The sequence below is a fragment of the Rhodospirillales bacterium genome, from assembly GCA_016712595.1.
GTDB lineage: Bacteria > Pseudomonadota > Alphaproteobacteria > Rhodospirillales > Defluviicoccaceae > Defluviicoccus.
On sequence record JADJQT010000008.1, the window covers coordinates 1 to 20,157 of the forward strand.

The 20,157-nt window shown below is 64.9% G+C and carries 18 protein-coding genes and 1 pseudogene; 15 read left to right on the top strand and 4 right to left on the bottom strand.

All coding sequences use genetic code 11. The features are described 5' to 3' along the window. From IPK66_18680 to IPK66_18700, 5 genes are all read left to right on the top strand, one after another. Positions 1-674, top strand: a 674-nt coding sequence (locus tag IPK66_18680) for an ATP-binding domain-containing protein (GenBank protein MBK8177204.1), incomplete at its 5' end; no start/stop codon positions are given. 328 nt (positions 675-1,002) lie between these two features. Continuing rightward, a complete protein-coding gene (locus IPK66_18685) occupies positions 1,003-1,410 on the top strand; it encodes a hypothetical protein (GenBank protein MBK8177205.1) in 408 nt (135 codons plus the stop codon). Positions 1,411-1,595: 185 nt separating this feature from the next. After that, the gene (locus IPK66_18690; GenBank protein MBK8177206.1) at positions 1,596-1,979 is read left to right on the top strand and encodes a hypothetical protein; all 384 of its coding nucleotides are present in this window, start codon (positions 1,596-1,598) and stop codon (positions 1,977-1,979) included. Positions 1,980-2,155: 176 nt separating this feature from the next. After that, a complete protein-coding gene (locus tag IPK66_18695; protein ID MBK8177207.1) occupies positions 2,156-2,794 on the top strand; it encodes a ParA family protein in 639 nt (212 codons plus the stop codon). A 1-nt stretch (position 2,795) separates the two neighbouring features. Continuing rightward, on the top strand, positions 2,796-3,437 hold the full coding sequence (locus IPK66_18700) for a DUF3102 domain-containing protein (protein MBK8177208.1): 642 nt from the start codon (positions 2,796-2,798) through the stop codon (positions 3,435-3,437). Positions 3,438-3,822: 385 nt separating this feature from the next. On the opposite strand, the gene IPK66_18705 is transcribed toward IPK66_18700, so the two are convergent. Continuing rightward, positions 3,823-5,172, bottom strand: coding sequence for a site-specific integrase (locus IPK66_18705; GenBank protein MBK8177209.1), 1,350 nt, complete (start codon positions 5,170-5,172; stop codon positions 3,823-3,825). A gap of 113 nt (positions 5,173-5,285) precedes the next feature. Here IPK66_18705 and IPK66_18710 point away from each other — a divergent pair, with 113 nt between their 5' ends. From IPK66_18710 to IPK66_18725, 4 genes are all read left to right on the top strand, one after another. Next, a complete protein-coding gene (locus IPK66_18710) occupies positions 5,286-5,618 on the top strand; it encodes a hypothetical protein (GenBank protein MBK8177210.1) in 333 nt (110 codons plus the stop codon). 383 nt (positions 5,619-6,001) lie between these two features. Next, positions 6,002-6,595: a recombinase family protein gene (locus IPK66_18715; GenBank protein MBK8177211.1), complete on the top strand. Its 594-nt coding sequence runs from the start codon at positions 6,002-6,004 to the stop codon at positions 6,593-6,595. Between the two features lie 3 nt (positions 6,596-6,598). Beyond that, complete coding sequence (locus IPK66_18720; GenBank protein ID MBK8177212.1) at positions 6,599-7,027, top strand: hypothetical protein; 429 nt, start codon at positions 6,599-6,601, stop codon at positions 7,025-7,027. A gap of 228 nt (positions 7,028-7,255) precedes the next feature. Then, positions 7,256-13,234, top strand: coding sequence for a DUF3320 domain-containing protein (locus IPK66_18725; protein ID MBK8177213.1), 5,979 nt, complete (start codon positions 7,256-7,258; stop codon positions 13,232-13,234). Positions 13,235-13,245: 11 nt separating this feature from the next. On the opposite strand, the gene IPK66_18730 is transcribed toward IPK66_18725, so the two are convergent. Next, entirely contained in the window at positions 13,246-13,590 is a 345-nt protein-coding gene (locus IPK66_18730) for a hypothetical protein (GenBank protein MBK8177214.1), read from the bottom strand. On the opposite strand from IPK66_18730, the gene IPK66_18735 reads away from it, so the two are divergent. Together IPK66_18735 and IPK66_18740 are read left to right on the top strand one after the other, a co-directional pair. Next, complete coding sequence (locus IPK66_18735) at positions 13,577-13,897, top strand: type II toxin-antitoxin system HigB family toxin (GenBank protein MBK8177215.1); 321 nt, start codon at positions 13,577-13,579, stop codon at positions 13,895-13,897. The genes IPK66_18730 and IPK66_18735 overlap by 14 nt on opposite strands. Then, positions 13,894-15,072: an ImmA/IrrE family metallo-endopeptidase gene (locus IPK66_18740; protein ID MBK8177216.1), complete on the top strand. Its 1,179-nt coding sequence runs from the start codon at positions 13,894-13,896 to the stop codon at positions 15,070-15,072. Before IPK66_18735 ends, IPK66_18740 begins: the two co-directional genes overlap by 4 nt. An 83-nt stretch (positions 15,073-15,155) precedes the next feature. On the opposite strand, the gene IPK66_18745 is transcribed toward IPK66_18740, so the two are convergent. Together IPK66_18745 and IPK66_18750 are read right to left on the bottom strand one after the other, a co-directional pair. Further along, entirely contained in the window at positions 15,156-16,124 is a 969-nt protein-coding gene (locus tag IPK66_18745; protein ID MBK8177217.1) for an IS5 family transposase, read from the bottom strand. 275 nt (positions 16,125-16,399) lie between these two features. Continuing rightward, positions 16,400-16,521, bottom strand: a pseudogene (locus IPK66_18750) (YmdB family metallophosphoesterase). A gap of 103 nt (positions 16,522-16,624) precedes the next feature. Between IPK66_18750 and IPK66_18755 the strand changes: the two are divergent. Genes IPK66_18755 through hxsC form a run of 4 tightly spaced genes read left to right on the top strand, consistent with a single transcriptional unit; the run spans position 16,625 to position 19,954 of the window. Continuing rightward, positions 16,625-16,948: a hypothetical protein gene (locus tag IPK66_18755; GenBank protein ID MBK8177218.1), complete on the top strand. Its 324-nt coding sequence runs from the start codon at positions 16,625-16,627 to the stop codon at positions 16,946-16,948. A gap of 29 nt (positions 16,949-16,977) precedes the next feature. Next, positions 16,978-17,307 (top strand): His-Xaa-Ser system protein HxsD, encoded by a 330-nt coding sequence (hxsD, locus tag IPK66_18760; GenBank protein MBK8177219.1) that lies wholly within the window; start codon positions 16,978-16,980, stop codon positions 17,305-17,307. 11 nt (positions 17,308-17,318) lie between these two features. After that, positions 17,319-18,815: a His-Xaa-Ser system radical SAM maturase HxsB gene (gene hxsB, locus IPK66_18765; protein MBK8177220.1), complete on the top strand. Its 1,497-nt coding sequence runs from the start codon at positions 17,319-17,321 to the stop codon at positions 18,813-18,815. Next, positions 18,782-19,954: a His-Xaa-Ser system radical SAM maturase HxsC gene (gene hxsC / locus IPK66_18770; GenBank protein MBK8177221.1), complete on the top strand. Its 1,173-nt coding sequence runs from the start codon at positions 18,782-18,784 to the stop codon at positions 19,952-19,954. The genes hxsB and hxsC overlap by 34 nt, the downstream gene beginning before the upstream one ends. Positions 19,955-20,157 lie beyond the last annotated feature (203 nt).

The window sequence follows — 20,157 nt, forward strand, 5'->3', positions numbered from 1 at the left end:
AGGGCCTGATGCGGGAGTGGGTGCAGGATCCGGCCAGTGACTTTCATTTCGTCGAGTGCGTCGATGCCGAAGATGGCGTCGCCAAGATCCTGCAGATCGTCCGCGACCGCATCCCGGCCCGCCATGGCCTCGATCCGATCCGCGACGTCCAGGTGCTGTGCCCGATGAACCGCGGCGGCCTCGGTGCTCGCTCGTTGAACATCGATCTGCAACAGGCGCTCAATCCGCCGGGCGAATTGCACGTCGAGCGCTTCGGCTCGACCTACGGCATCGGCGACAAGGTGATGCAGGTCGAGAACGACTACGACAAGGAGGTCTACAACGGCGACCTCGGCGTCGTCCGCGCCATCGATGCCGAGGCGTCTGAGATGGTGCTGGAGTTCGAGAGCCGGGGCCTGACCTATGGCTTCGGCGAACTGGACGAGATCGCCCTCGCCTACGCCACCACCATCCACAAGTCGCAGGGTTCGGAATATCCCGCCGTGGTCATCCCGCTGACCACGCAGCATTACCCGATGCTGCAGCGGAACCTGCTGTACACCGCCGTCACTCGCGGCAAGCGGCTGGTCGTCGTGGTCGGCCAGAAGAAGGCCCTGGCGATCGCGGTGAAGAGAAAACAGACCGGGCGAAGGTGGTCGAAGCTGCGGGAGTGGCTGGCCGGATGCGTGGGCTGATCTGCCACCCTCGTCGAAAAGCACGATCCACGGGCGCGGAGCGGAAGCCCCCTCGCCTGCCGGCTCGGCGCGCGTAGCGCCGCAGCGCCGGCGATGCGGTCCGCGTCCGGAACGACGCGCACACGCACGCCCGATCATAGCCTTGGCGCATTGCCGAACGGAGGACGGTCTTTGATGTGCCACACCACCGCTGCCACGCCGTGGTGGCACGGCGAGCGCCGTCGTCCCGGGCGGGCGGCATATGCTATCTTCGGAGGCTTGGAGGATCGGCGAGCGACGGAGACGGCAGCGTGTTGCGAAGCGGATGTCGGGATCAGGAGGGCTGGGTATGAGTGACGTGACGAAGGGATTTCGTGACCGGCGGTTTCTCTCGCTTTCCGAACGCGACAAGCAGGACATGCTCAAGCTGATGGCTCGTGTCGCCGAGCAGGCCTACCGTCGCGGCGCGCAGCAGGGTGCCGGCCTCGCACAGAGACCCTGGTTTCGCGCGGACCTCGGGCAGTGGCGCTACGAGCCGTCGCTCGATCTCTCACCGTGGCTCGACAGTCCGCGGATGACGACGAGCCTGGAGCGGCTCGATGGCGAATGCGGTGAGGAACTGCGCAGGATCGGCTTGCCGCTCGAGGACACGTCGTCTCGGGCGTCGAGCGATCGACCGTGGCCGATGGCCTGGAGACGCTCCAGGTGGGCCGGCTACACGCGAGAGCAGCGCTGTTCCATTGCCGCGTCGGAGTGAAAGGCGGCCTGGTAGAGGTGGCCAAGACGAGCGGAGCGAAAGGCCAACACTGTCAGGAAACATAGCCGTGTTCCGACGGGCTGGACGTGATCTCCAGTCGTTCGCCTCCTGCATTGGAGCAGAGTCTGGCCGAGGCGCGTGCGCTCGGGTTTGCCCTATCCGCGGAGATGCAAACAGGGGCGCTCATGCGCATGCTGGCCGCGAGCAAGCCAAGTGGCCGCATTCTGGAGATCGGCACCGAGACCGGTGTTGGCACCGCTCGGTTGCTCGACGGTATGGATGCGACGAGCCGGATCATCAGTGTGGATATCGATCCGCAGCTCCAGGGGGTTGCTCGCGAGTTCTTGGGCGCTGATCCGCGTTTAGAACTCATTTGCGCCGCCGCCGCGATCTTTGTCACCCGTCAGAAAGTATGGGCACCTGTGGAGCCGTCGTGGCGGCCTCTAGGTCGTCGACTATATGCTTCGGCAACCCACCTGGCCGAAAGATCATGCTCCTCGGGTGATCCGGCCGGCTTTCGCCATTCGCGAAACGCTCCGATCTTATCGGGGTCGGTCTCGCGTGGGTGAGCGGCGTTCTCGTGCTGACACGCCGGTGATCGCCTTCGAATCGCACCTCAAGCTGGCTTTCGGGGCGCGCCTGCCGGAGCCGCCAAAGTCATTACCGGTAATGACTTTGCTTTATTCATTAGGTGGCCCGCCTCAAGGATCGTAAGGAGCGTCTCTGCCTCCTGTGGGACGTCGATATGCCAGCAAGTGCCAAGCGGCTTCTCGTTAGCAGCCCTAAAGGAGGGGTTGGAAAAACGACGCTTGTCCGTAACCTCGCCGTAGCAGCGGCACATAGGGGCGTGCGAGTTATGATGGCGGACCTCGACAAACAACGCTCGCTCAGCGAGTGGTGGTCACGCCGCCCCGATCAGCTTATTCAGATCAGCTGCCTCGCAGCTGATATAGCCGATGCTGAGAGCGTAATCGACGCAGCCGACGGTCATGACGTCCTGATGATCGATACACCTACCGCAGTAGAGGAACATCCCTCCGCCGTTAAACTTTTGCTCCTCGCAGCGGACTTCGTGCTGATTCCGACGGGTGTAAGCCGGGACGACACAAACTCGGTATCTCGGTGGATGGAGCTTGTAAACGGATTGCAGCGACCATCTGGATTCGTTCTGACGCGCGTCAACCGACGCGCTCGAAGCCTCCTTGAAGCCAAGCGCAGGCTCGCTGCGGCATCCGGGCGAACGTTGCCAATTGAAGTTCCGTTGTTTGAAGACTTCAATCTCTCTGCAGATACCGGAACAGGCATCATGGAGATACGTGGCGCCAGCGGTGCTGACGACATTGATGCGCTATGGTTGTACATTGCAAGGGAGATGGGACTCTGACATGGCCGTAGAAATCCTATCCAAGAATGCCGTTCGGCAGCGCCAGGCCGCCGGCGATGAACGAGTCAGCGCTGTTACTGTCGCAGACGTGGATCTTCGCATCAAAGAGGATTTCATTCGTGAAATCTCCAATCTGTGGCGCGATGTGCAGCGGCGTGTATTGATGATCGGCCGCTATCTCAATCGCGCCAAGACAATGCTTCCGCACGGCGAATTCCAGCAGATGATCAAAGCGGAATTGCCGTTTTCCGAGCAGGTCGCATATCAGATGCGCCAAGTCGCTGCCGCTGTCGATGCCGGGCGATTTTTGGAAGAAGAACTGCCGCAAAATTATTCGGTCGCTTACCAAGTCGTAACTCTATCGGAACGAGAGGTCCAGATCGCTCGTCAGAGACGGCTGTTCCGCCCAAATGTTCGCCGCTCAGAACTGCTGGCCTTTAAACGTGAGCTTAGACCTATTCAGCCGGCGAGCTCCTCTCGAGATCGAGAAGACCTTGTGGCCGAACGCAATCGTTTATTGCAGCGATTGGCCGAGCTGGACACTTTGCTCGGCCCTCTCATTGAGCACGACAATGATGTCCTTATCGAGTCAGCCCTGCCCGCTCTTGTTGGCGATGCGGCGCCGACCGAGGAAGTCGGCTGACATCGCGGATCACTTCTGGTTTCTCGATAAAGCCCTGAGCGAGCTGTTGCCGCTCCCCCGACTTGAACGAGGCCTGCAGCTGGACGTGCGCTCGTTCCCTGCCCTGTGACTGCGCCAGGTTGTTCCAGTCCGTGCCCTTATCGCCTTTAAGCACCGGAAAGATCGCCTGCCCCCCGATCGCGGCTGCGGCCTCCTCCGCCTTCTCGCGGCCGACGTTGCGCCTTGGCCGCCCGCCCCGTCGCACCCCATCATGGGAGGGCCGATCGGCCGATCCCCAGGACCGTCGCGCGTGCTGACCGAGCCGACCGCCCACGACGAGCCGGGTTCAGCCGGGCTGCCGATGGCTCCACGACGCATCGGGCGCCGCGAACCGCCGGCGGGAGCGTCACAGCACGCCGTTCAGCGCGTTGTCCTCGAACAGGTCGCCCTCTTCGATGTAGGCGGCGAGGGTGGCGTAGCTGGCGTGGCGGCCGAGCTGCTTGAGCTGGGCGGGGTGGACGCGGCGGTCCTTGGCGGTGTTCATGGCCCCGCGCTTGAGGCTGTGGCCGCCGAGGATGCGGTGATCGAAGCCGGCGGCGGCGCCGCGCGCCTTGACGATGCGGGCGACGGTGCCGGGATCGATGGCGGCCTCGCCGACCACGAAGGTCGGCGTCCCGCCGGCGGGAGCGGTGGGCGGCCGCGGCGTCGTCCAGATGCGCCGGAACAGCGGCCCGTCGCTGATCTGCGCCGCCGCGCACCAGCGCCGGAGCGCCCGCACCGGACAGAGCGCGCTGGTGCCGTAGGGGATGCCGACGACGACGCCCCGGGCGCGCCGGTCGCCCTTGGAGACCGGCAGGGTGATGCGCAGTCCGTGCTCGCTCTCTTCGAGGTCGGCGATGGTGATCCGCGCCAGCTCGGCGCGGCGCAACGCGCCGGCGAAGCCGAGGAGCAGCAGGGCGCGGTCGCGCAGGCCGGGCAGGTCGTCCTTGATCGGGGCGAGGATCTCGCGCAGCAGGCCGATCTTCGCCGCCAGCTTCGGCCGCGGCCCGTCGCCGTCGCGGCGGGCGGTGCGCTCGAGGCCGGCGATGGTTTCGCCGACGATGGCGGTGGTGGTCGGCGACGGCAGGCCGGCGAGATAGTGCAGGTAGCCGATCGCCGCCAGCCGCAGCCGCAGGGTGTTGGCGGCGAGCGGCTTCGCCGGCGGCAGCGGGTAGCGTTCGGCGGCGAGGAACGCCGCGACCGCGGCCGGGCCGGCGGGCAGGGGCGTGAGCCCGTGGCCCTCGCACCACGTGCACCAGGCGCGCACCCCGGCGCGGTAGGCGCGGCGGGTGTTCTCGGCCTTGGCGCGGCGGGCGAGGGCCTCGGCGGTACGCTGGGCGGTGGCCAGGGTGCCGTCGGCGACCGGCAGCGCCTGGTCGAACAGGTCGTCGAACCAGGCGCGCACCGCCGCCGGGCGCTCGCCGAGCGGCGCGGCGGCACCGCCGTCCGCGATGGTCCCGCCGCCGGTGACGGGAGCGTCGATGACCGGGACAGGATCGCCGACCGCGGCCGCCGCTGCCGACGACGACGACGAAACAGAGTCGGAAATCGGGTTCGATGTCGACTGAGCGCGGCCATCCCCGAGGCGTCGCCGCAACCGGGTCAGGACGGTCGCAGGGTCGACGGCGCCCTCGCACACGCCCGACAAGGCCGGTAAGCAAGCGATTGGCATTGTCCGACCGGAATGTCGCGCGTCAACTCTGAGCGCCGTTCGCACCGCACGTCATGCGGCGTTAACAGGGCCGTCCTACGGCGTTCACACCACGAGCGCATCCTCGGCAGAATGGCGCGGACGCGATCCGCTCCGCGCCGCGGAGAAGGAACCGGACGATGGCTCGTGTTCACTTGCCGCTCCTCAGCGGCCGCGATGTTCCCCTCGCCAGACTCGCGTGCACGAATGGTACGCGCGTCGTCGACGTGATCCACCCCGCCAATGCCACCGCGCCGCGGCCCGCAGCTCACCCTGAGCGAGCCGAGCTGGGCTCGGTGATGCCGACCCGCGAGCACCTGTTGAAAGCCGTCGGCTTGCACGACTTCGCCGATGCCAAGGACTGGGCCGACGCGCTGAACGAACTCGCCGAACTCTCCGATGCGGAGATCAGCAATCTTGCCGACCTGGTCCGTAACCATCCGCCGGGGCTTTCAATTACCCACAAGTTGTGAATCGGCTCCGCCGTGGGACCCCTAGGACATGCTGCCTCAACGGATTGATAAATCACATAAACGTCGATCTCCGCTGGGGTCCCCATCGGCGCCGATCGGGACCCCCACGTCGCGCCGAGTGCCCGTTTTAGATCAAAGGAGTAGGCTGCATTTTCGCGGGGTCCTAACGTAGTGCCTATTCACAGTGGTGGTCGCGGTTATGGCGCAAGAACGGCAGAGGCGGTAAGGGCGCGTCCGCTGGCTGACGAGGATCTCGGGTTCTCGCTTGCCCGTCCTAAATCGATCGTTTTCGGACACCATCCGCAGCCCTGTGCAGAAATTAGGCTTGCGGGTTTCTGAACAGGGTGTATATTACGGACATCGATTCCGTACGGAAATCGTCGATGCCGCGCACCTTCGCCTACCTCCGCGTGTCGACCACCGGCCAGACGACCGAGAACCAGCTGCAGGAGATCATCGCCGCCGGCTTCCAGGTCGAGCCGCGGCGCGTGGTCGCCGAGACCGTCTCCGGCGGAGTGGCCGCAACACAACGTCGCGGCTTCGCCCGGCTGCTCGATCGACTGGAGGCGCGCGACGTGCTGGTGGTCACCAAGCTCGACCGGCTCGGCCGCAACGCCATCGACGTCGGCGCCACGGTGAAGAAGCTGGCGGAGATGGGCGTGCGGGTGCACTGCCTGGCGCTCGGCGGCGTCGACCTCACCAGCTCAGCCGGCAAGCTGACGATGGGCGTGATCAACGCCGTCGCCGAGTTCGAGCGGGACCTCCTGGTCGAGCGCACCCAGGCCGGCCTCGGCCGGGCCCGGGCCGAAGGCAGGAAGCTCGGCCGGCCGGCCACGCTGACTGCCGCGCAGCGCGAGACTGTCGCGCTGCGCTTGCGGGAGGGAGCGAGCGTGTCGGCGCTGGCGCGCGAGTTCGCCACCAGCCGGCAGACGATCATGCGGGCACGAGACACCGGGCCCGGCTGGGCGGCGGAGTAGGGGATGCCGATCCGCCGCGAGCTGCGCCGTCTCTATCCCCGGCACTGGCCCGAGCTCAGCCGGCGCGTCCGCTTCGAGCGGGCCGGCGGGCGGTGTCAGGGCTGCGGCCGGCCGCACGCCACCATCGTCCGCTGTCTGCCGGACGGCCGCTGGTTCGATCCGGCCGAGGGTACGTGGCGCGACGGCAAGGGTCGGCTCGCCCGCTGGCCGGACCTCGAGCAGATGACGCGGCAGCGGACGACGCGGGTCGTTCTCGCCGCCGCGCATCTCGATCACGACCCGCGCAACAATCGGCTGCGCAACCTGCGCAGCTTCTGCCAGCGCTGCCACATGCTGCACGACCGGCCGCATCACCTGGCGCAGCGGCGGATCACCTATCTTCTGCGCCGCGCCCTGGGCGACCTGTTCCTGGGACCTTATCGCGCCGGCTGAAAGCCGGCCTACCGTGAATCCGTGCCCCGATAACTCACTCGCGCCTTGGTGCGTAGGTTGCGGAAAGGCCAATGAGTGCAAGCCGTGACACCTACCCCGATGGCGTAAACTACTAACGCTCCCGATTGTCAGGCGATCGGCGCGTCGGGGTTATTCTCAAGCCTGCTGGATTGACCGCACCCCCCATAGGTGTACAAACGAGCTAGCATTGCGTTCGGGGGGCGTCCCATGTCGAGCGGAAAGGAAGGTGCGATCGCGATTCAGTGGGAGATCGCGGCGAAGCTGAATTTCGCCTGTCACCAATGCGCCTTTTCCGTGCTGCGCGATCTGCGCATCGAAAATCGAGACGAGGCAGACCGGCTAGACGACGTGGTGGTGACCCTCGTTTCGAACCCGGGGTTTATCAAGCCGAAGAGTTGGCGGCTCGATCGCATCGCGGCGGGAGGGACGGTCGCCGTCAAACATCGCGATGTCGAACTCGACGGCGGCTTCCTGCTCGGTCTTACCGAAGCGGTGATGGGCCACGTTTCGATCCGCGTCGAGAAGGACGGTGAGATCATTGCCGAGGACTCGCGACGGGTCGAACTCCTCGCCTACAACGAATGGGGCGGCGCGGGCTACATGCCGGAGCTGCTCGCCGCCTTTTCTATGCCCAACGACCCGGCCGTCGACCGCCTCCTGCACGGGGCTTCGTCGCTGCTGCGTCGGGCGGGCAGACCGGACGCGCTCGACGGCTATCGATCGGGGAGCCGACAACGTGTGTGGGAGATGGTGTCGGCGATCTACTCCGCCGTCGCCAATCTCGGGATCACGTATGCCGTTCCGCCGGCGAGCTTCGAGCGGGATGGGCAGAAGATCCGCATTCCGTGCCTCGTCGAGGAGGGCAAGGTCGCCACTTGCCTCGACACGGCATTGCTCTTCGCCTCGGCCTTCGAGCAGGCAGGGCTCAACCCCGTCGTAGCCCTCCCACGCGGTCATGCCGTCGTGGGCGTGTGGCTGCAGCCGGAAGAGCTCTCGACGATCGTGATCGAAGATGCCGAGACACTGCGCAAACGGTGCCGCCTGAAGGAACTGGTGCTGATCGAAACCACCTTTGCCACCGCGCATCCGGCACCTCCGTTCTCTCGGGCGGTGAACGCGGCAATGGACACGATCACCGACGAACACGACGCCACGTTCGGCGTCGCGGTGGATATCCGCCGGGCGCGGGCCCTGCGTATATCGCCGCTCGCGCTGAAGGGGAGAGACAAGCCGGGGCAGGAGCTTCCGGTCGAGGCCTCGGCCGTCGAGCTTCCGATGGAGGCGGCGCCGGCGCTGCCGGATTTCGATCAAGAGGCAGAACCAGAAGCGGGCCCGCCCGAGACGCCCGCCGGTCGGCTCGAGCGTTGGCAACGCAAGCTGCTCGACCTCTCGGCCCGCAACCAATTGCTGAACCACAGGTCCGACAAGACGAGCCTACGAATCCTCTGCCCCGATCCGGGTCTGCTCGAGGACAAACTAGCCGCAGGTGCCCGAATATCGATCGAGTCGACGTCCCGACTTTCCGGCTCAACCCGTGACGCCGAGACCCACAAGCAACGCACTGGCGAGGTGATCATCGAGGAATATGCCCGCGAAGCACTCCGTAAGGGCCAGGTGCTAGTCGACCTGTCGCCGGACGAGTTGTCGAAGCGTGCCGTGGAGATCTACCGGAAAGCGCAGACAGCCTTGCAGGAGGGAGGCACCAACACGCTTTTTCTCGCGCTCGGCTTTCTATGCTGGAAACGGGACCTAAAGGACGAGCGCCGATTCCGTGCGCCCCTGATTCTCCTACCCGTCACCTTGCAGCGCCAGTCCGTGCGCAGCGGGGTCCAGATACTGGCTCACGACGATGAGCCGCGCTTCAATCCAACGTTGCTGGAGATGCTGCGGAAGGATTTCGAGATCGACATCAGGGGGCTGAACGGCGCCCTGCCGCAGGACGAGAGCGGTGTGGACGTGCGCGGTATTTGGGAAAAGGTGGGCCGCGCGGTGAAGGACGCCCCCGGTTTCGAGATGGTCGAGGACGTCGTGCTCGGGCATTTCTCGTTCGCTAAGTTTCTAATGTGGAAGGATCTGGTCGACCGCACCGATGTGCTTCGGGACAACAAGGTCGTTCGCCACCTGCTAGAGACCCCGCGGCACCGCTACAAGACCGACGTCGAATTCATTGACAAGGATACTCTGGATCGCGACTTCAAGCCGTCCGACCTGCTCGCGCCCCTGCCGACCGATGCCTCGCAATTGGCGGCGATCGCGACCGCGGACAAAGGAAAGGATTTTATCCTCATCGGTCCGCCGGGAACGGGCAAGAGCCAGACGATCGCAAACATGATCTGCCACCTGATGGGCAAGGGTAAGACGGTTCTCTTCGTTTCCGAGAAGACGGCTGCGCTGGAGGTGGTTTATCGCCGGCTGAGCGAGATCGGGCTCGGCCGGTATTGCCTGCAGTTACACTCCAACAAAGCAAAAAAGAGTGATGTATTGAGTCAGCTTCGAGAATCGTGGGCGGCTGGCAGAGCAAGAGTGGCTCCCGATTGGGAACAAGAGGCTGAGCGACTGCGCGTCTTACGCGACAAGCTCAATCGGTTCGTCGATCACCTTCATCGCCGGCAGCGCAACGGGCTCACGGCGCACTACGCCATAGGCGTCAAAGTCCGTGACCAAGGATCCCTGTCGAGGGTCGAACTGTCCTGGCCCGATGCCGAGCAGCACGACGAGCGGCAACTGACGGGCCTGCGCGAAGCGGTCGAATTGCTGGCCGTACAGGCCAAGGCCGTAGGAACCTTCGGCGCCAACCCCCTACAAATGGTTTCGGCCCCCGACTGGAGTTCCCGGTGGGAGACGGCTCTGATCGACGCCGCGCTCGCTCTCGCCGATGCCGCCAGAGCCGTCGAGCAGGCCGTCGACGTGGCTTGCAAGGCGACCGGTGTCGGCTTAGCTGACCAGACTCTGACGCGGCTCGACGCCTTCGCGGATTTCGGCCGAATGCTCGTCGATTCCTACGGCCAGCAGACGGCTTTCGCCCTGGAGCCCGACGGTCGTGAGCGGCTGGCGGCCCTGGAGGCGGTGGTCGGGCATCTGAAGGTCTATGCGGAATCGCAGGCCCGACTGAGCTGCAGCTACGATCCGATGGCTTGGCGTTCTCTCGACGGCGGAGACGTCGGGCGACGTTGGGCCCAGGCGCAAGCGGCTTGGTGGCCGAAGAGCTTCTTCGCCAAGCGGGCCGTGCTGAAAACGATGCGAGCCGGTGGTGCCCAGGGTAAACCCGACCCGGCAACCGACGGCCCCGTGCTGGCGCGGTTGCGTGAGGAGGGGGAAGCGATCGACCGGCTCGATGCGCTGCTCTCCTCGTTTCATGCCTGGAGGAAGCAGTCGACGAACCCAGAGGCGGTGCAGGCGTTGCGCGATCTGGGGGATCGTGCGCGTACGGCGGTCGTTCGCCTGGTGGATGATCCTCCGGCAATCGCCGAGGCGCGAGCGAAGGTCAGGAACCTCCTCCACGACGGCAACGATCTTCTGGCTCCCGACGGCCCGGTCGGGCGGGCGATTGCCGACTATTTTCAGAAGTGGAATCGGTTTCGGGCCGCCACCTCGGCGTTCGAAGCCCTCGCAGCCTGCGATGTCGGCAAAGAGCTCGCCGAGGGAGATCACGCCCTAGAGCTCGTTCGGAGATCGGCCGACGCCATCGTCGCCCGACGGACCGAGCTGAACAGGTGGTGTGCTTGGCGCAGGCGGCGGTCGGAAGCCATGGACCTGAACTTGGCGCCGTTGGTGTCGGCGATCGAGCGCGGGCTGGTGCGTCCCGAGGAAATCCCGGCGACGTTCGAGGCCGCTTACTGCGCTTGGTGGTCAGCCCGCGTAATAGACAACGACGACGTCTTGAGGACGTTCTCCAGCGCCGAGCAGGCGGAAGCAATCCAAAATTTCCGCCAAGTCGATTCGGCGTTTCAGAAGATCACGGCCGACTACGTCGCCGCTCGGTTGAGTGGTGATGTACCGCCACTGAACGAAGGTGGGGATGGCCCGCACTGGGGTATTCTCCGGCACGAAATAGAAAAGAAGAAAAGACATATGCCAGTGCGCCTGCTGATGCAGGAGGCAGCTAAAAGTGTGATGACGCTGGCACCTTGCGTAATGATGTCGCCGCTGTCGGTAGCGCAGTACCTACCGGCGGATCAGCCGTTGTTCGATGTGGTCATATTCGACGAAGCTTCACAGATCGCCGTATGGGATGCGGTAGGCTCGATCGCGCGCGGTCGGCAGGTCATCGTCGCGGGTGATCCCAAGCAGATGCCGCCAACCAACTTCTTCAACCGATCCGACGACGATCCGGGCGGCGAAGTGGATTACGAAGGCGATCTGGACAGTATCCTGGATGAATTGCGCAGCGCTGGTATTCCCGAGCACACCTTAAATCTGCATTACCGGTCGCGGCGAGAGAGCTTGATCGCCTTTTCCAATAGCCGCTACTACGAAAACAGGCTGATCACGTTCCCCGCACCCGTCCATCCGGATCGTGGTGTTCGGCTCGTGCGGCCAGGGGGGTTCTACGCCCGCGGCAAGGCGCGGCGCAACGAAGGCGAGGCGCGCGCGGTCGTCGCTGAAGTTGTCCGCCGCCTTACATCTGATGACGAAGGCGAGCGCACGCGATCGATCGGCGTGGTCACGTTCAACGTCGAGCAGCAATCCTTGATCGAGGATCTGCTGGATAAGGAACGTGCAAACAACCCGAGGATCGAGTGGGCCTTCGCCGAGACTCGGCAGGAGCCGGTCTTCGTGAAGAACCTGGAGACGGTCCAAGGCGACGAACGCGACGTGATTTTGTTCAGCGTGACTTATGGCCCCGATCAATCCGGCCATGTGACGATGAATTTCGGGCCGCTCAACCGCGACGGCGGTGAACGCCGCCTCAACGTGGCCATGACACGGGCGAGGGAGGAGATGATCGTCTTCTCCACGCTGCACCCCGACAGTATCGATCTCTCTCGTACCAATTCGGAGGCGGTCAAAGATCTCAAGCATTTCCTCGAGTACGCCGAGCGAGGGCCAGCGGCGATCGCTGAAAGGGTCCACGGCCCTCGGGAAGATTGCGAATCCCCCTTCGAGGCGGCGGTCGCACGCGCCCTGTGCGACAGGGGCTGGAACGTACACCCGCAGGTCGGTGTGTCGGCGTATCGGATCGACCTCGGCGTCGTCCACCCGGATGCCCCTGGCGTCTATCTCGCAGGGGTAGAATGCGATGGCGCCATGTACCACAGTGCCGCCGTCGCACGCGAACGCGACCGAATTCGGCAGCTCGTGCTGGAAGGACTGGGCTGGACGCTGTTCCGAGTGTGGTCGACCGATTGGTGGATCGACAGTGCCGGCGCCGTAGACACGCTCGACCGGCAACTGCGCGACCATCTGGAAAGCGAGCGCCGCCGCCGGCAGGAGGTCGAGGTAGCGACTGCTGCCTCTCCGACCGTTCCGCACGCAACGGAAGCCGAGCTGGTGAACGAGGATGCGCTCGGAGGAGACGGATCGACGACGGCAGCCACGGCTGCGAACAAAGACTTTCCGACTCCGACCCCGCTCGAGCTGCCGGACGGAGCTCTCGTCGCCTCCGGGCCCGGCGCTGCCGCACGGCGTGCGCCCCCCGAACGTCCTCTCCCGCCCGGCAACGACTTGTTCGCGTTCAACAAGAGCGGGGAACCCGAAGATCAACATCGATACGCCAAGGCGCGTCTCGACAAACGAACATTCCGTCCTGAGGCGGCACGCTTTTATGCGGAGGACTACGAATCCCGCCTGAGCGCCATGATCGATCACGTTATCGACACCGAAGGCCCCGTGCACGAAGACATCCTGGTCCACCGCATCGCGCGTCATCACGGGCTTCAGCGGGCCGGTCGCCAAATCCGGGAGGTCGTGTCGCGGGTGGCCAAGAAGCGACGCGGCCATACCCGCGAGGACGTGGGGCTGTTCTTCTGGCGCAAGCGCACCGTCAAAGACCGACTGGCACCGGCCCGGTATGCGGACCGGGACGACGAGACGCGTGATGTCAATCATATCTGCGCCGAGGAACTGCGAGCGATCGCCTCAGCGCTCGAACTCGGCACCGACGTCACCGCCCTGGCGCGGGCGCTCGGCATCGGCCGGCTCGGTCAGCAGGCCCGCCAGCGGCTGGAGACGGCTCTCCGCGAGTGAAGCCTAAATGCCTAGGTGTAGCAGCTCACAGTTCGGGAAATTGGACCGTGCGTGCGGAAACCGATGGCCCTCTCCCCGGTCGCGTATCCGGGCGTTATGGAAATTACGGCGGGAGGCAGGATCAAGGCCAGCTCTCGCATGTTGGCCGTCAGCCGCTGCACGTCGCCGCTTACATCGAGGGCCTGCAGCAGTCGATGGCGAAGCCGACGGTCAAGCAGCACCTGGCCGCCATCCGCATGCTGTTCGACTCGCTGGTCACCGGCCAGGTCGTGGCCGTCATGGCTCTTGCTCCCAAAATGGGATCGGCTATCATTGACGTTCCGGCTGTTTTCGGGTATCTTGATGCGCGTGATCACGGGAAGGCGCCTCCAGGCTCATTGGGAGCAGCGAGGCCGTGCTGATTCCGAGGGTCCGCTCAGGGCCTGGTATGCGGAAGCCAAGAAGGCTGGGTGGCGAACGTCGGCCGACATCAAGGCCAAGTTCGCATCCGCCAGCTTCATCGCGGACAATCGGGTGGTGTTCAACATCGGCGGCAACAAGTACCGGCTCGTGGTTCACGTGAACTACGAGATCGGCGTGGTGCTGGTGAAATTCGTCGGGACGCACGCGGAGTATGACGCGATCGACCCGGTAACGATCGGTGGAGGAGGTGCGCCGCGATGACGAGACCGATCCGCACCGAAGCGGATTACGAAGCCGGACTGGCACGCATCGCGGAGCTCATGGATGCGCGCGCCGGCACGCCGGAAGGCGACGAACTCGACGTCCTCTCCGCCCTGGTCGAGCGGTTTGAGGAAGAGCACTTCCCGGTCGGAGTGACGACGCCGCTGGCGGCGATCCGTTTTCGGATGGAACAGGAATACCTGAGCCCACGTGACCTGGAGCCCTACATCGGTTCGCGCGCCCGCGTCTCGGAGGTGCTGTCTGGAGGGCGCCCGCTTTCGATCGACATGATCCGCGCGCTCAATCAGCATCTGGCGATTCCGGCGGAGTCACTGATCTGTGCGGAGCCGTCTCCGTCCGATCGCCCGGCGGATCCGCCGGCAAAGCCCGTTCTGAAGCGGTTGTGCGCCTGGGGGGTCATGCGTCGGGGTGAGACATACGAGGCCTTCATCACGCGCGCGTTTCAAGGCCAGGCGATTCCGGCGCTGTTACGCCGAACCCGGACGAAGCGCACCAACGCGAAGACCGATCCGCACGCGCTGACCGCCTGGTGCGCAGGCGTTCAAGTACGCGCTCGCGAGATGCGCCTCTCCGCCCGATTCAGCGCGGAGGCGATTTCCCTCGATGTGGCTCGTCATCTGGCGATGCTAAGCGCGCGTTCGGATGGGGTTGTCGCCGCCCGCGGCGAACTGGAAAATCTTGGCGTGAGGCTGGTCGTCCTGCCGCACCTACCGGGAACCTACCTCGATGGTGCAGCAATGACGTGTCGAGACGGAGCGCCGGTGATCGCCATGACACTCCGGCACGACAGGGTCGACAATTTCTGGTTCGTCCTGCTGCACGAGCTGGCGCACGTCGCGAAGCACGTCTCGCGCGAGACCCCGTTGATCTATGATGATCTTGAGCTGCGGAGCAGTGAGTCGATCGAATTGGAGGCGGACAGTTTCGCGTCGAGCGCGACGATACCGGGCGAGTTGTGGGATCGCGCTGGTCTGACTGCCTTTGCCAGCAGTGCGGAGGTGCGAGAGTTGGCGCGACGGGCAGGTGTGCATCCCGCCGTGGTTGCGGGTCGCTGGCAAAATACGTTCAAGAACTACCGCAAGTTCTCGACTCTGCTCGGACGCGCAACGGTGCGGCCGCAGTTCGAGGCCGAATGGCATCACCGGGAAACCTGAACGTCCGCGCTCGATTTGATCTCAGCACTACGTTGTTGCACGGACCTGGGAGTGCACGCGCTGAGGCCACGCCCGATCGTTGCTTACGCGATGCGGACGGACTTCGGGCGTCCGCACTCGAGCATGCGGTTCAGGACATTGACGGCGATGGCCACCTCGGTTGCCTGCCGCGACACGGTGCGGAACCGTAGGGCGTCGCCGATCACCCGTTTGTAACGGCTGATCGCCGCCTCCACCAACGCGCGACGATTGTATCCGGCGGCCTTCTGCCAGCCCATGCGCCCGCGCTCGGCGATCATCCGGAGATGCCGGTCGCGTTGCGTCGGCGCGGTCTCGGCCGTCGCGCTCGGCACCGCGGTCGAACGCGGTGGTGCGACGACCGCAGCCCCGGGATGGCGCCCGGCGACGACACCGTAGACGTCGTCGCGATCGTACGCCCCATCGCCGGTGAACGAAGCGACCGGGTCCGCCACCTGGTCGAGCAGCGGGCCGACCCGCGAGCCGTCGTCGACGTCGTTGGTCGTCACCTCCGCCGCGACGATCTGGCCGGTGTCGACATCCACGCCGATGTGCAGCTTCCGCCAGGACCGGCGCTTCTTCGTGCCGTGCTTCTCGATCAGCCACTCGCCGGCCCCGCACAGCTTCAGACCCGTGCTGTCCACCAGCAAATGCAGCGGCCCGGTTGCCGACCGCGGCCGCGGCGGCACCGCCAGTGCCCCGGCCCGCCGGCTCATGGTCGAATGGTCCGGAACGGCGAGATCGAGACCGAGCAAACGAAGGATCGAGCCGATCAGCCCTTCGGTCTGACGCAACGCCAGCCGGAACACGGCACGCAGCGTCAGCCCCGTCGTGATCGCCAGCGGCGAGTAGTGCGGCTGCCCGCCGGGCGTGACGCGCGGCGCGGCGCGCCATGCCGCGATCGCCGCATCGGTGAACCAGACCGTGAGGCTCCCGCGCCGGCGCAGGGCGGCATCGTATTCCGCCCCATTCGTCACTCGGCGCCGCTGCTTCGCAATGTGGTGACGGCGATCGGCATTGGCTTTGAACGGCACGGCCACGCGTCCATCGGTCAGAAAAGGGACCGTTCCCCTACGCCAGCCAGCCCCCGACGGCAACCCGCCGATCCGTGCAACAACGTATTGCCGCGGTGTAACCGCGTATAGCGGAGGGCAATCACGTGGCGATCGCAAAGAGGCCGAAGCGCAGCCCAAGCGCTGCCGACCCCGGCACGGCGGCCAACAGCTGGCCGGTCGTCCTCGGCAAGTGGCGTGGTATCCGCAGCTCGCGAGCCGCTTGCCCCGGTGGGCAAACAGGCCCCTCCCGCACACGCCGCTCCTTCGCTGGTGGGGGCGGCTCGCGGCGTGCGCCGGTCGGCAGCTTGGAGACGAACCGCGCGATCGCGTTCTTCTTCTCCATGCCGATCACCGAGTCGTAGTCGCCGCACATGCCGAAACGCCAGGGTCAAGTGCAGGCGGGTTCCCTGTTACCTTGGTATTGGGCGCGCAAAGATGGTATAAGTGTGTCGAATACGCGTGGGATGGGGGTTCAAAAAATGAGCGCGGACAAACTCAAGGCGCAGCTGACTGGCGCCCTGCTCGACATTTCTGAGAAATGTGCCGCTGCTGCCCTCGTGGCGGCGGGGGTTGTTGTCGTTGCGGGACAGAACGCTTCAGCGGCCATCGTAGCCGACGTACCCGAGGGCGCCGCTATGGTACAGTCGGCCGCGATCGAGGCTTCGCCGCAGCCCTCCGAAGGCGCGATCAACCTCTGGAGCGTCACCACCGATCCCACCAGCGGTGAGCAGATCACCCAGCACTACTCGCATGCCTCCCACAGCTCGCATAGCTCGCACACCTCGCACTACTCTTCCCGCTAGCAATGTCGCCGTTTCCCGAATCGGCCGGCGTGATCGTGGATCAGCGCGGGACCACCGTGCTGATCACGATCGATCCGACCCTCTATAGCGAGGACGTCGCTCTGCGGGCGGCTTATTGGCTGGCCGACCGCTGCCACGTCCATATCGGCAAGACAAACGGCGGCACGATCACCGCCGAAATCCGCACCAAGGACGGCTGCGATGGCCCAGAACTCACCGCAGCGTGCGGTGAGTTCTGCAATAGCCTGGTCGACTTCACCCTTCGGGCACGGGTCGCCCACGAGACGCAGGACATCCAGCGCGCGCTGGTGCAGCGCGCGTTCAATGAGCTGCTGCCCCAGCCGATGCGCCGAGCCTGAGGAGTAGAGGCATGGGCAGCACGTCGTTCCGTGGACCGGAGGCATTCGCGGAAGCGATGCCCTACCGGCTGATGCCGTTTCATTTTACACGGTTCGGCAGCGGAAAGGTATTGCTGACGACGCCTTGCGGCGAGTTTAGCGTCCTTAACCGTTCCGCCTTTGACGACTTCGTCGCCAGGCGACTCGCCCCAGAGTCTCCGCAATACGCGGAGCTGAAGTCTAAGTACTTCCTGACCCACGGCCCGGATCCTGCCACCCTGCGCGTCGCCGCGTCCCAGTGGCGCACGAAGAAGAGCTTTTTAGAAGGTGGTCCCAAGCTCCACATTTTCGTGCCGACGCTGCGCTGCAACCAAAGTTGCGGGTACTGCCAAGTCTCCCGTGCAAACGCCGACGCGTTCGGGGTCGACATGACGCGCGAGACCGCGACGCAGGCGATCGAGCTGATGCTCTCCGCCCCCGCGCCCGCGATCACCATGGAGTTTCAGGGCGGCGAGCCGCTGCTCGCGTTCGATCTCGTCCGCTTCATGGTTGAAACCTCCACGCGACGCGCTGCGTGCGCTCGTAAGGACCTGCGGTTCGTGATCTGCACCAACCTAACGCTGCTGAGCGAAGAGCATCTCGCGTTTCTTAGGGACTACGACGTTGCCGTTTCAACTTCGCTCGACGGGCCCGGCGACCTGCACGACCGGAACCGGCCGATGACGGGTGCTGCGGCCCATGCGGTGGTGGTCCGCAACATGCAGCGTTGCCAGGACGTGCTCGGGCGGGGCAGCGTGTCCGCCCTGATGACGACCACCGTGCACAGCCTCGGGAGAGCGCACGAGATCATCGACGAGTACGCCGCCCGCGGGCAGCGCTCGATCTTCATCCGTGAGCTCAACCCGTACGGCTACGCTGCCAAGTCGGCCCGGTCGATCGGCTATACCGTCGATGAGTTCGCCTCTTTCTACGCGGAGGCGCTCGAGTACCTGTTCGCCCTCAACCGGCAAGGCCTGACGATTGCCGAGGGCTACGCCACCATGCTCCTGCGCAAGATCCTGACGCCCTTCGGGGTCGGATTCGTCGACCTGCAGTCGCCAACAGGCGAGGGCTTCGGCGTCGTCGTCTACAACTATGACGGCGGTGTCTATGCCTCGGACGAGGCGCGCATGCTCGCTGCGATGGGCGACCAGAGCTTTCGGCTCGGCAGCGTCGACGACAGCTACCTTAATCTCTTCTTCGGCGAGACGATGCAGTGCATCGCCGCTGCGGGGTGCGCCGAAGCGCTGCCGGGCTGCTCTGAGTGCGTGTACTTGCCCTACTGCGGCGCCGACCCCATACGGCACTACCGGACACAAGGCGACCTCATCGGCAATCGCCCGACGAGTTCCTTCTGCAAGAAGCAGCAGGCGATCTTCAAAATCTTGTTCGGTCTGCTGATCGATGGCCCAGCGGAGACGCGCAACACGCTCCTGAGTTGGGTTCACCCCGGTCGATGCGCACTGCCGAGGCCCGCATGGCTGTCGTGATGGCCGTAAGCGGTCGGTTCGCGTTCGCACACCCGGCCATCGTCGGGCGCGTGTCGGAGAGCGTCGAGGTGCTCTCGCCTGCCGACACGGTGCTCGTCTGTCGCAGCGGCCGAATTCCCAAGGCTGACCTCGAGCCTTTCGCAGCGGCCCTGGTAGAGGGCGGCCGCGAGGTGTGCCTGGCTACGCCGCGAATGGGCGTTTACGAGCGTCTCGACCATCTCGAGGACGGCGACCTAGTGCTCATCGACGGACGAAGTGGGCGGATCCGCACGCTGTTTCGCAAGGCGTCGACGCACAACGCCCTGTTCGTCACCGAGCGGTGCAACAGCTCGTGCCTCATGTGCTCACAGCCGCCCAAGGACCGTGACGACCATCAGCTCGCGGTGTGTCTGCGTATGATCGAGCTACTGCAGGCCGATCCGCCAGAACGCCTGGGCATTACCGGCGGCGAACCGACCCTCCTTCGCGCAGGCTTTCTCGAGCTTCTGGCCGCGCTCAAAGAGCGGTTGCCCGCAACTTCCATCACCTGCCTCAGCAACGGGCGCACGTTTTCCGATGTCAGCTTTGCCGAGGCTGTCGGGCGGATCGGCCTGCCGCGGCTGCGATTCAGCATTCCCCTGCACGGCAGCATTTCCGACCGGCACGACTACATCGCCCAAGCCGCCGGCTCATTCCTCGAGACCGTGGCCGGCATGTACAACTTAGCGAGCAATGGCGTCGAGACCGAGATCCGCGTCGTGCTGCATGCCCTCAGTGTACCTCACCTCATCGATCTCGCTGAATACATCAGCCGAAAGCTGCCCTTTGCGCATCAGGTGGCGTTCATGGGGCTAGAGCAGATGGGCTACGTTAAGAAGAACCGGGACCTTCTGCGGATTGACCCGGCCGACTATGCGAAGCAGCTCACTGGCGCGGTCGAGCACCTCTATCGGCGCGGTATGAATGTCTCGATCTACAACCTGGCACTCTGTCAAATCCCGCGTAGCCTGTGGGGCCTTGCGCGGCAAAGCATCTCGGATCACAAGCGCGTCATGTACGAAGAGTGTGGTCGATGCGATGCGGCAGCGCACTGCGCGGGTTTTTTCACTTCGAGCAAGGAGCAGCACCGCGCGCCAATCCAGCCTTTGGCTCTGCAGTGACGTAATGCCGATCGCCAGGGCGTCGGACCGATCATGACGCGTGCGCAAAGGTGCGGGTCCGTTAAGATAACCTACTGATATCGCCAAAGAGTCAGCTTTTCAGCTCAATGCTCGGTCCTGAGTGGCTTGTGGCGCTCGGTGAAGCAGGCTCGATCCGTAGCGGGTGAGATCGAACGTCAGGGCTCTGTTGCAAAGCTCGCGGC

Bases quoted from the DNA above. Each gene is read 5' to 3' on its own strand.
- IPK66_18685 (MBK8177205.1), top strand. From the start codon at position 1,003: ATGAGTGACGTGACGAAGGGATTTCGTGACCGGCGGTTTCTCTCGCTT.
- IPK66_18690 (MBK8177206.1), top strand. From the start codon at position 1,596: ATGCGCATGCTGGCCGCGAGCAAGCCAAGTGGCCGCATTCTGGAGATC.
- IPK66_18695 (MBK8177207.1), top strand. From the start codon at position 2,156: ATGCCAGCAAGTGCCAAGCGGCTTCTCGTTAGCAGCCCTAAAGGAGGG.
- IPK66_18700 (MBK8177208.1), top strand. From the start codon at position 2,796: ATGGCCGTAGAAATCCTATCCAAGAATGCCGTTCGGCAGCGCCAGGCC.
- IPK66_18710 (MBK8177210.1), top strand. From the start codon at position 5,286: ATGGCTCGTGTTCACTTGCCGCTCCTCAGCGGCCGCGATGTTCCCCTC.
- IPK66_18715 (MBK8177211.1), top strand. From the start codon at position 6,002: ATGCCGCGCACCTTCGCCTACCTCCGCGTGTCGACCACCGGCCAGACG.
- IPK66_18720 (MBK8177212.1), top strand. From the start codon at position 6,599: ATGCCGATCCGCCGCGAGCTGCGCCGTCTCTATCCCCGGCACTGGCCC.
- IPK66_18725 (MBK8177213.1), top strand. From the start codon at position 7,256: ATGTCGAGCGGAAAGGAAGGTGCGATCGCGATTCAGTGGGAGATCGCG.
- IPK66_18735 (MBK8177215.1), top strand. From the start codon at position 13,577: ATGCGCGTGATCACGGGAAGGCGCCTCCAGGCTCATTGGGAGCAGCGA.
- IPK66_18740 (MBK8177216.1), top strand. From the start codon at position 13,894: ATGACGAGACCGATCCGCACCGAAGCGGATTACGAAGCCGGACTGGCA.
- IPK66_18755 (MBK8177218.1), top strand. From the start codon at position 16,625: ATGAGCGCGGACAAACTCAAGGCGCAGCTGACTGGCGCCCTGCTCGAC.
- hxsB (MBK8177220.1), top strand. From the start codon at position 17,319: ATGGGCAGCACGTCGTTCCGTGGACCGGAGGCATTCGCGGAAGCGATG.
- hxsC (MBK8177221.1), top strand. From the start codon at position 18,782: ATGCGCACTGCCGAGGCCCGCATGGCTGTCGTGATGGCCGTAAGCGGT.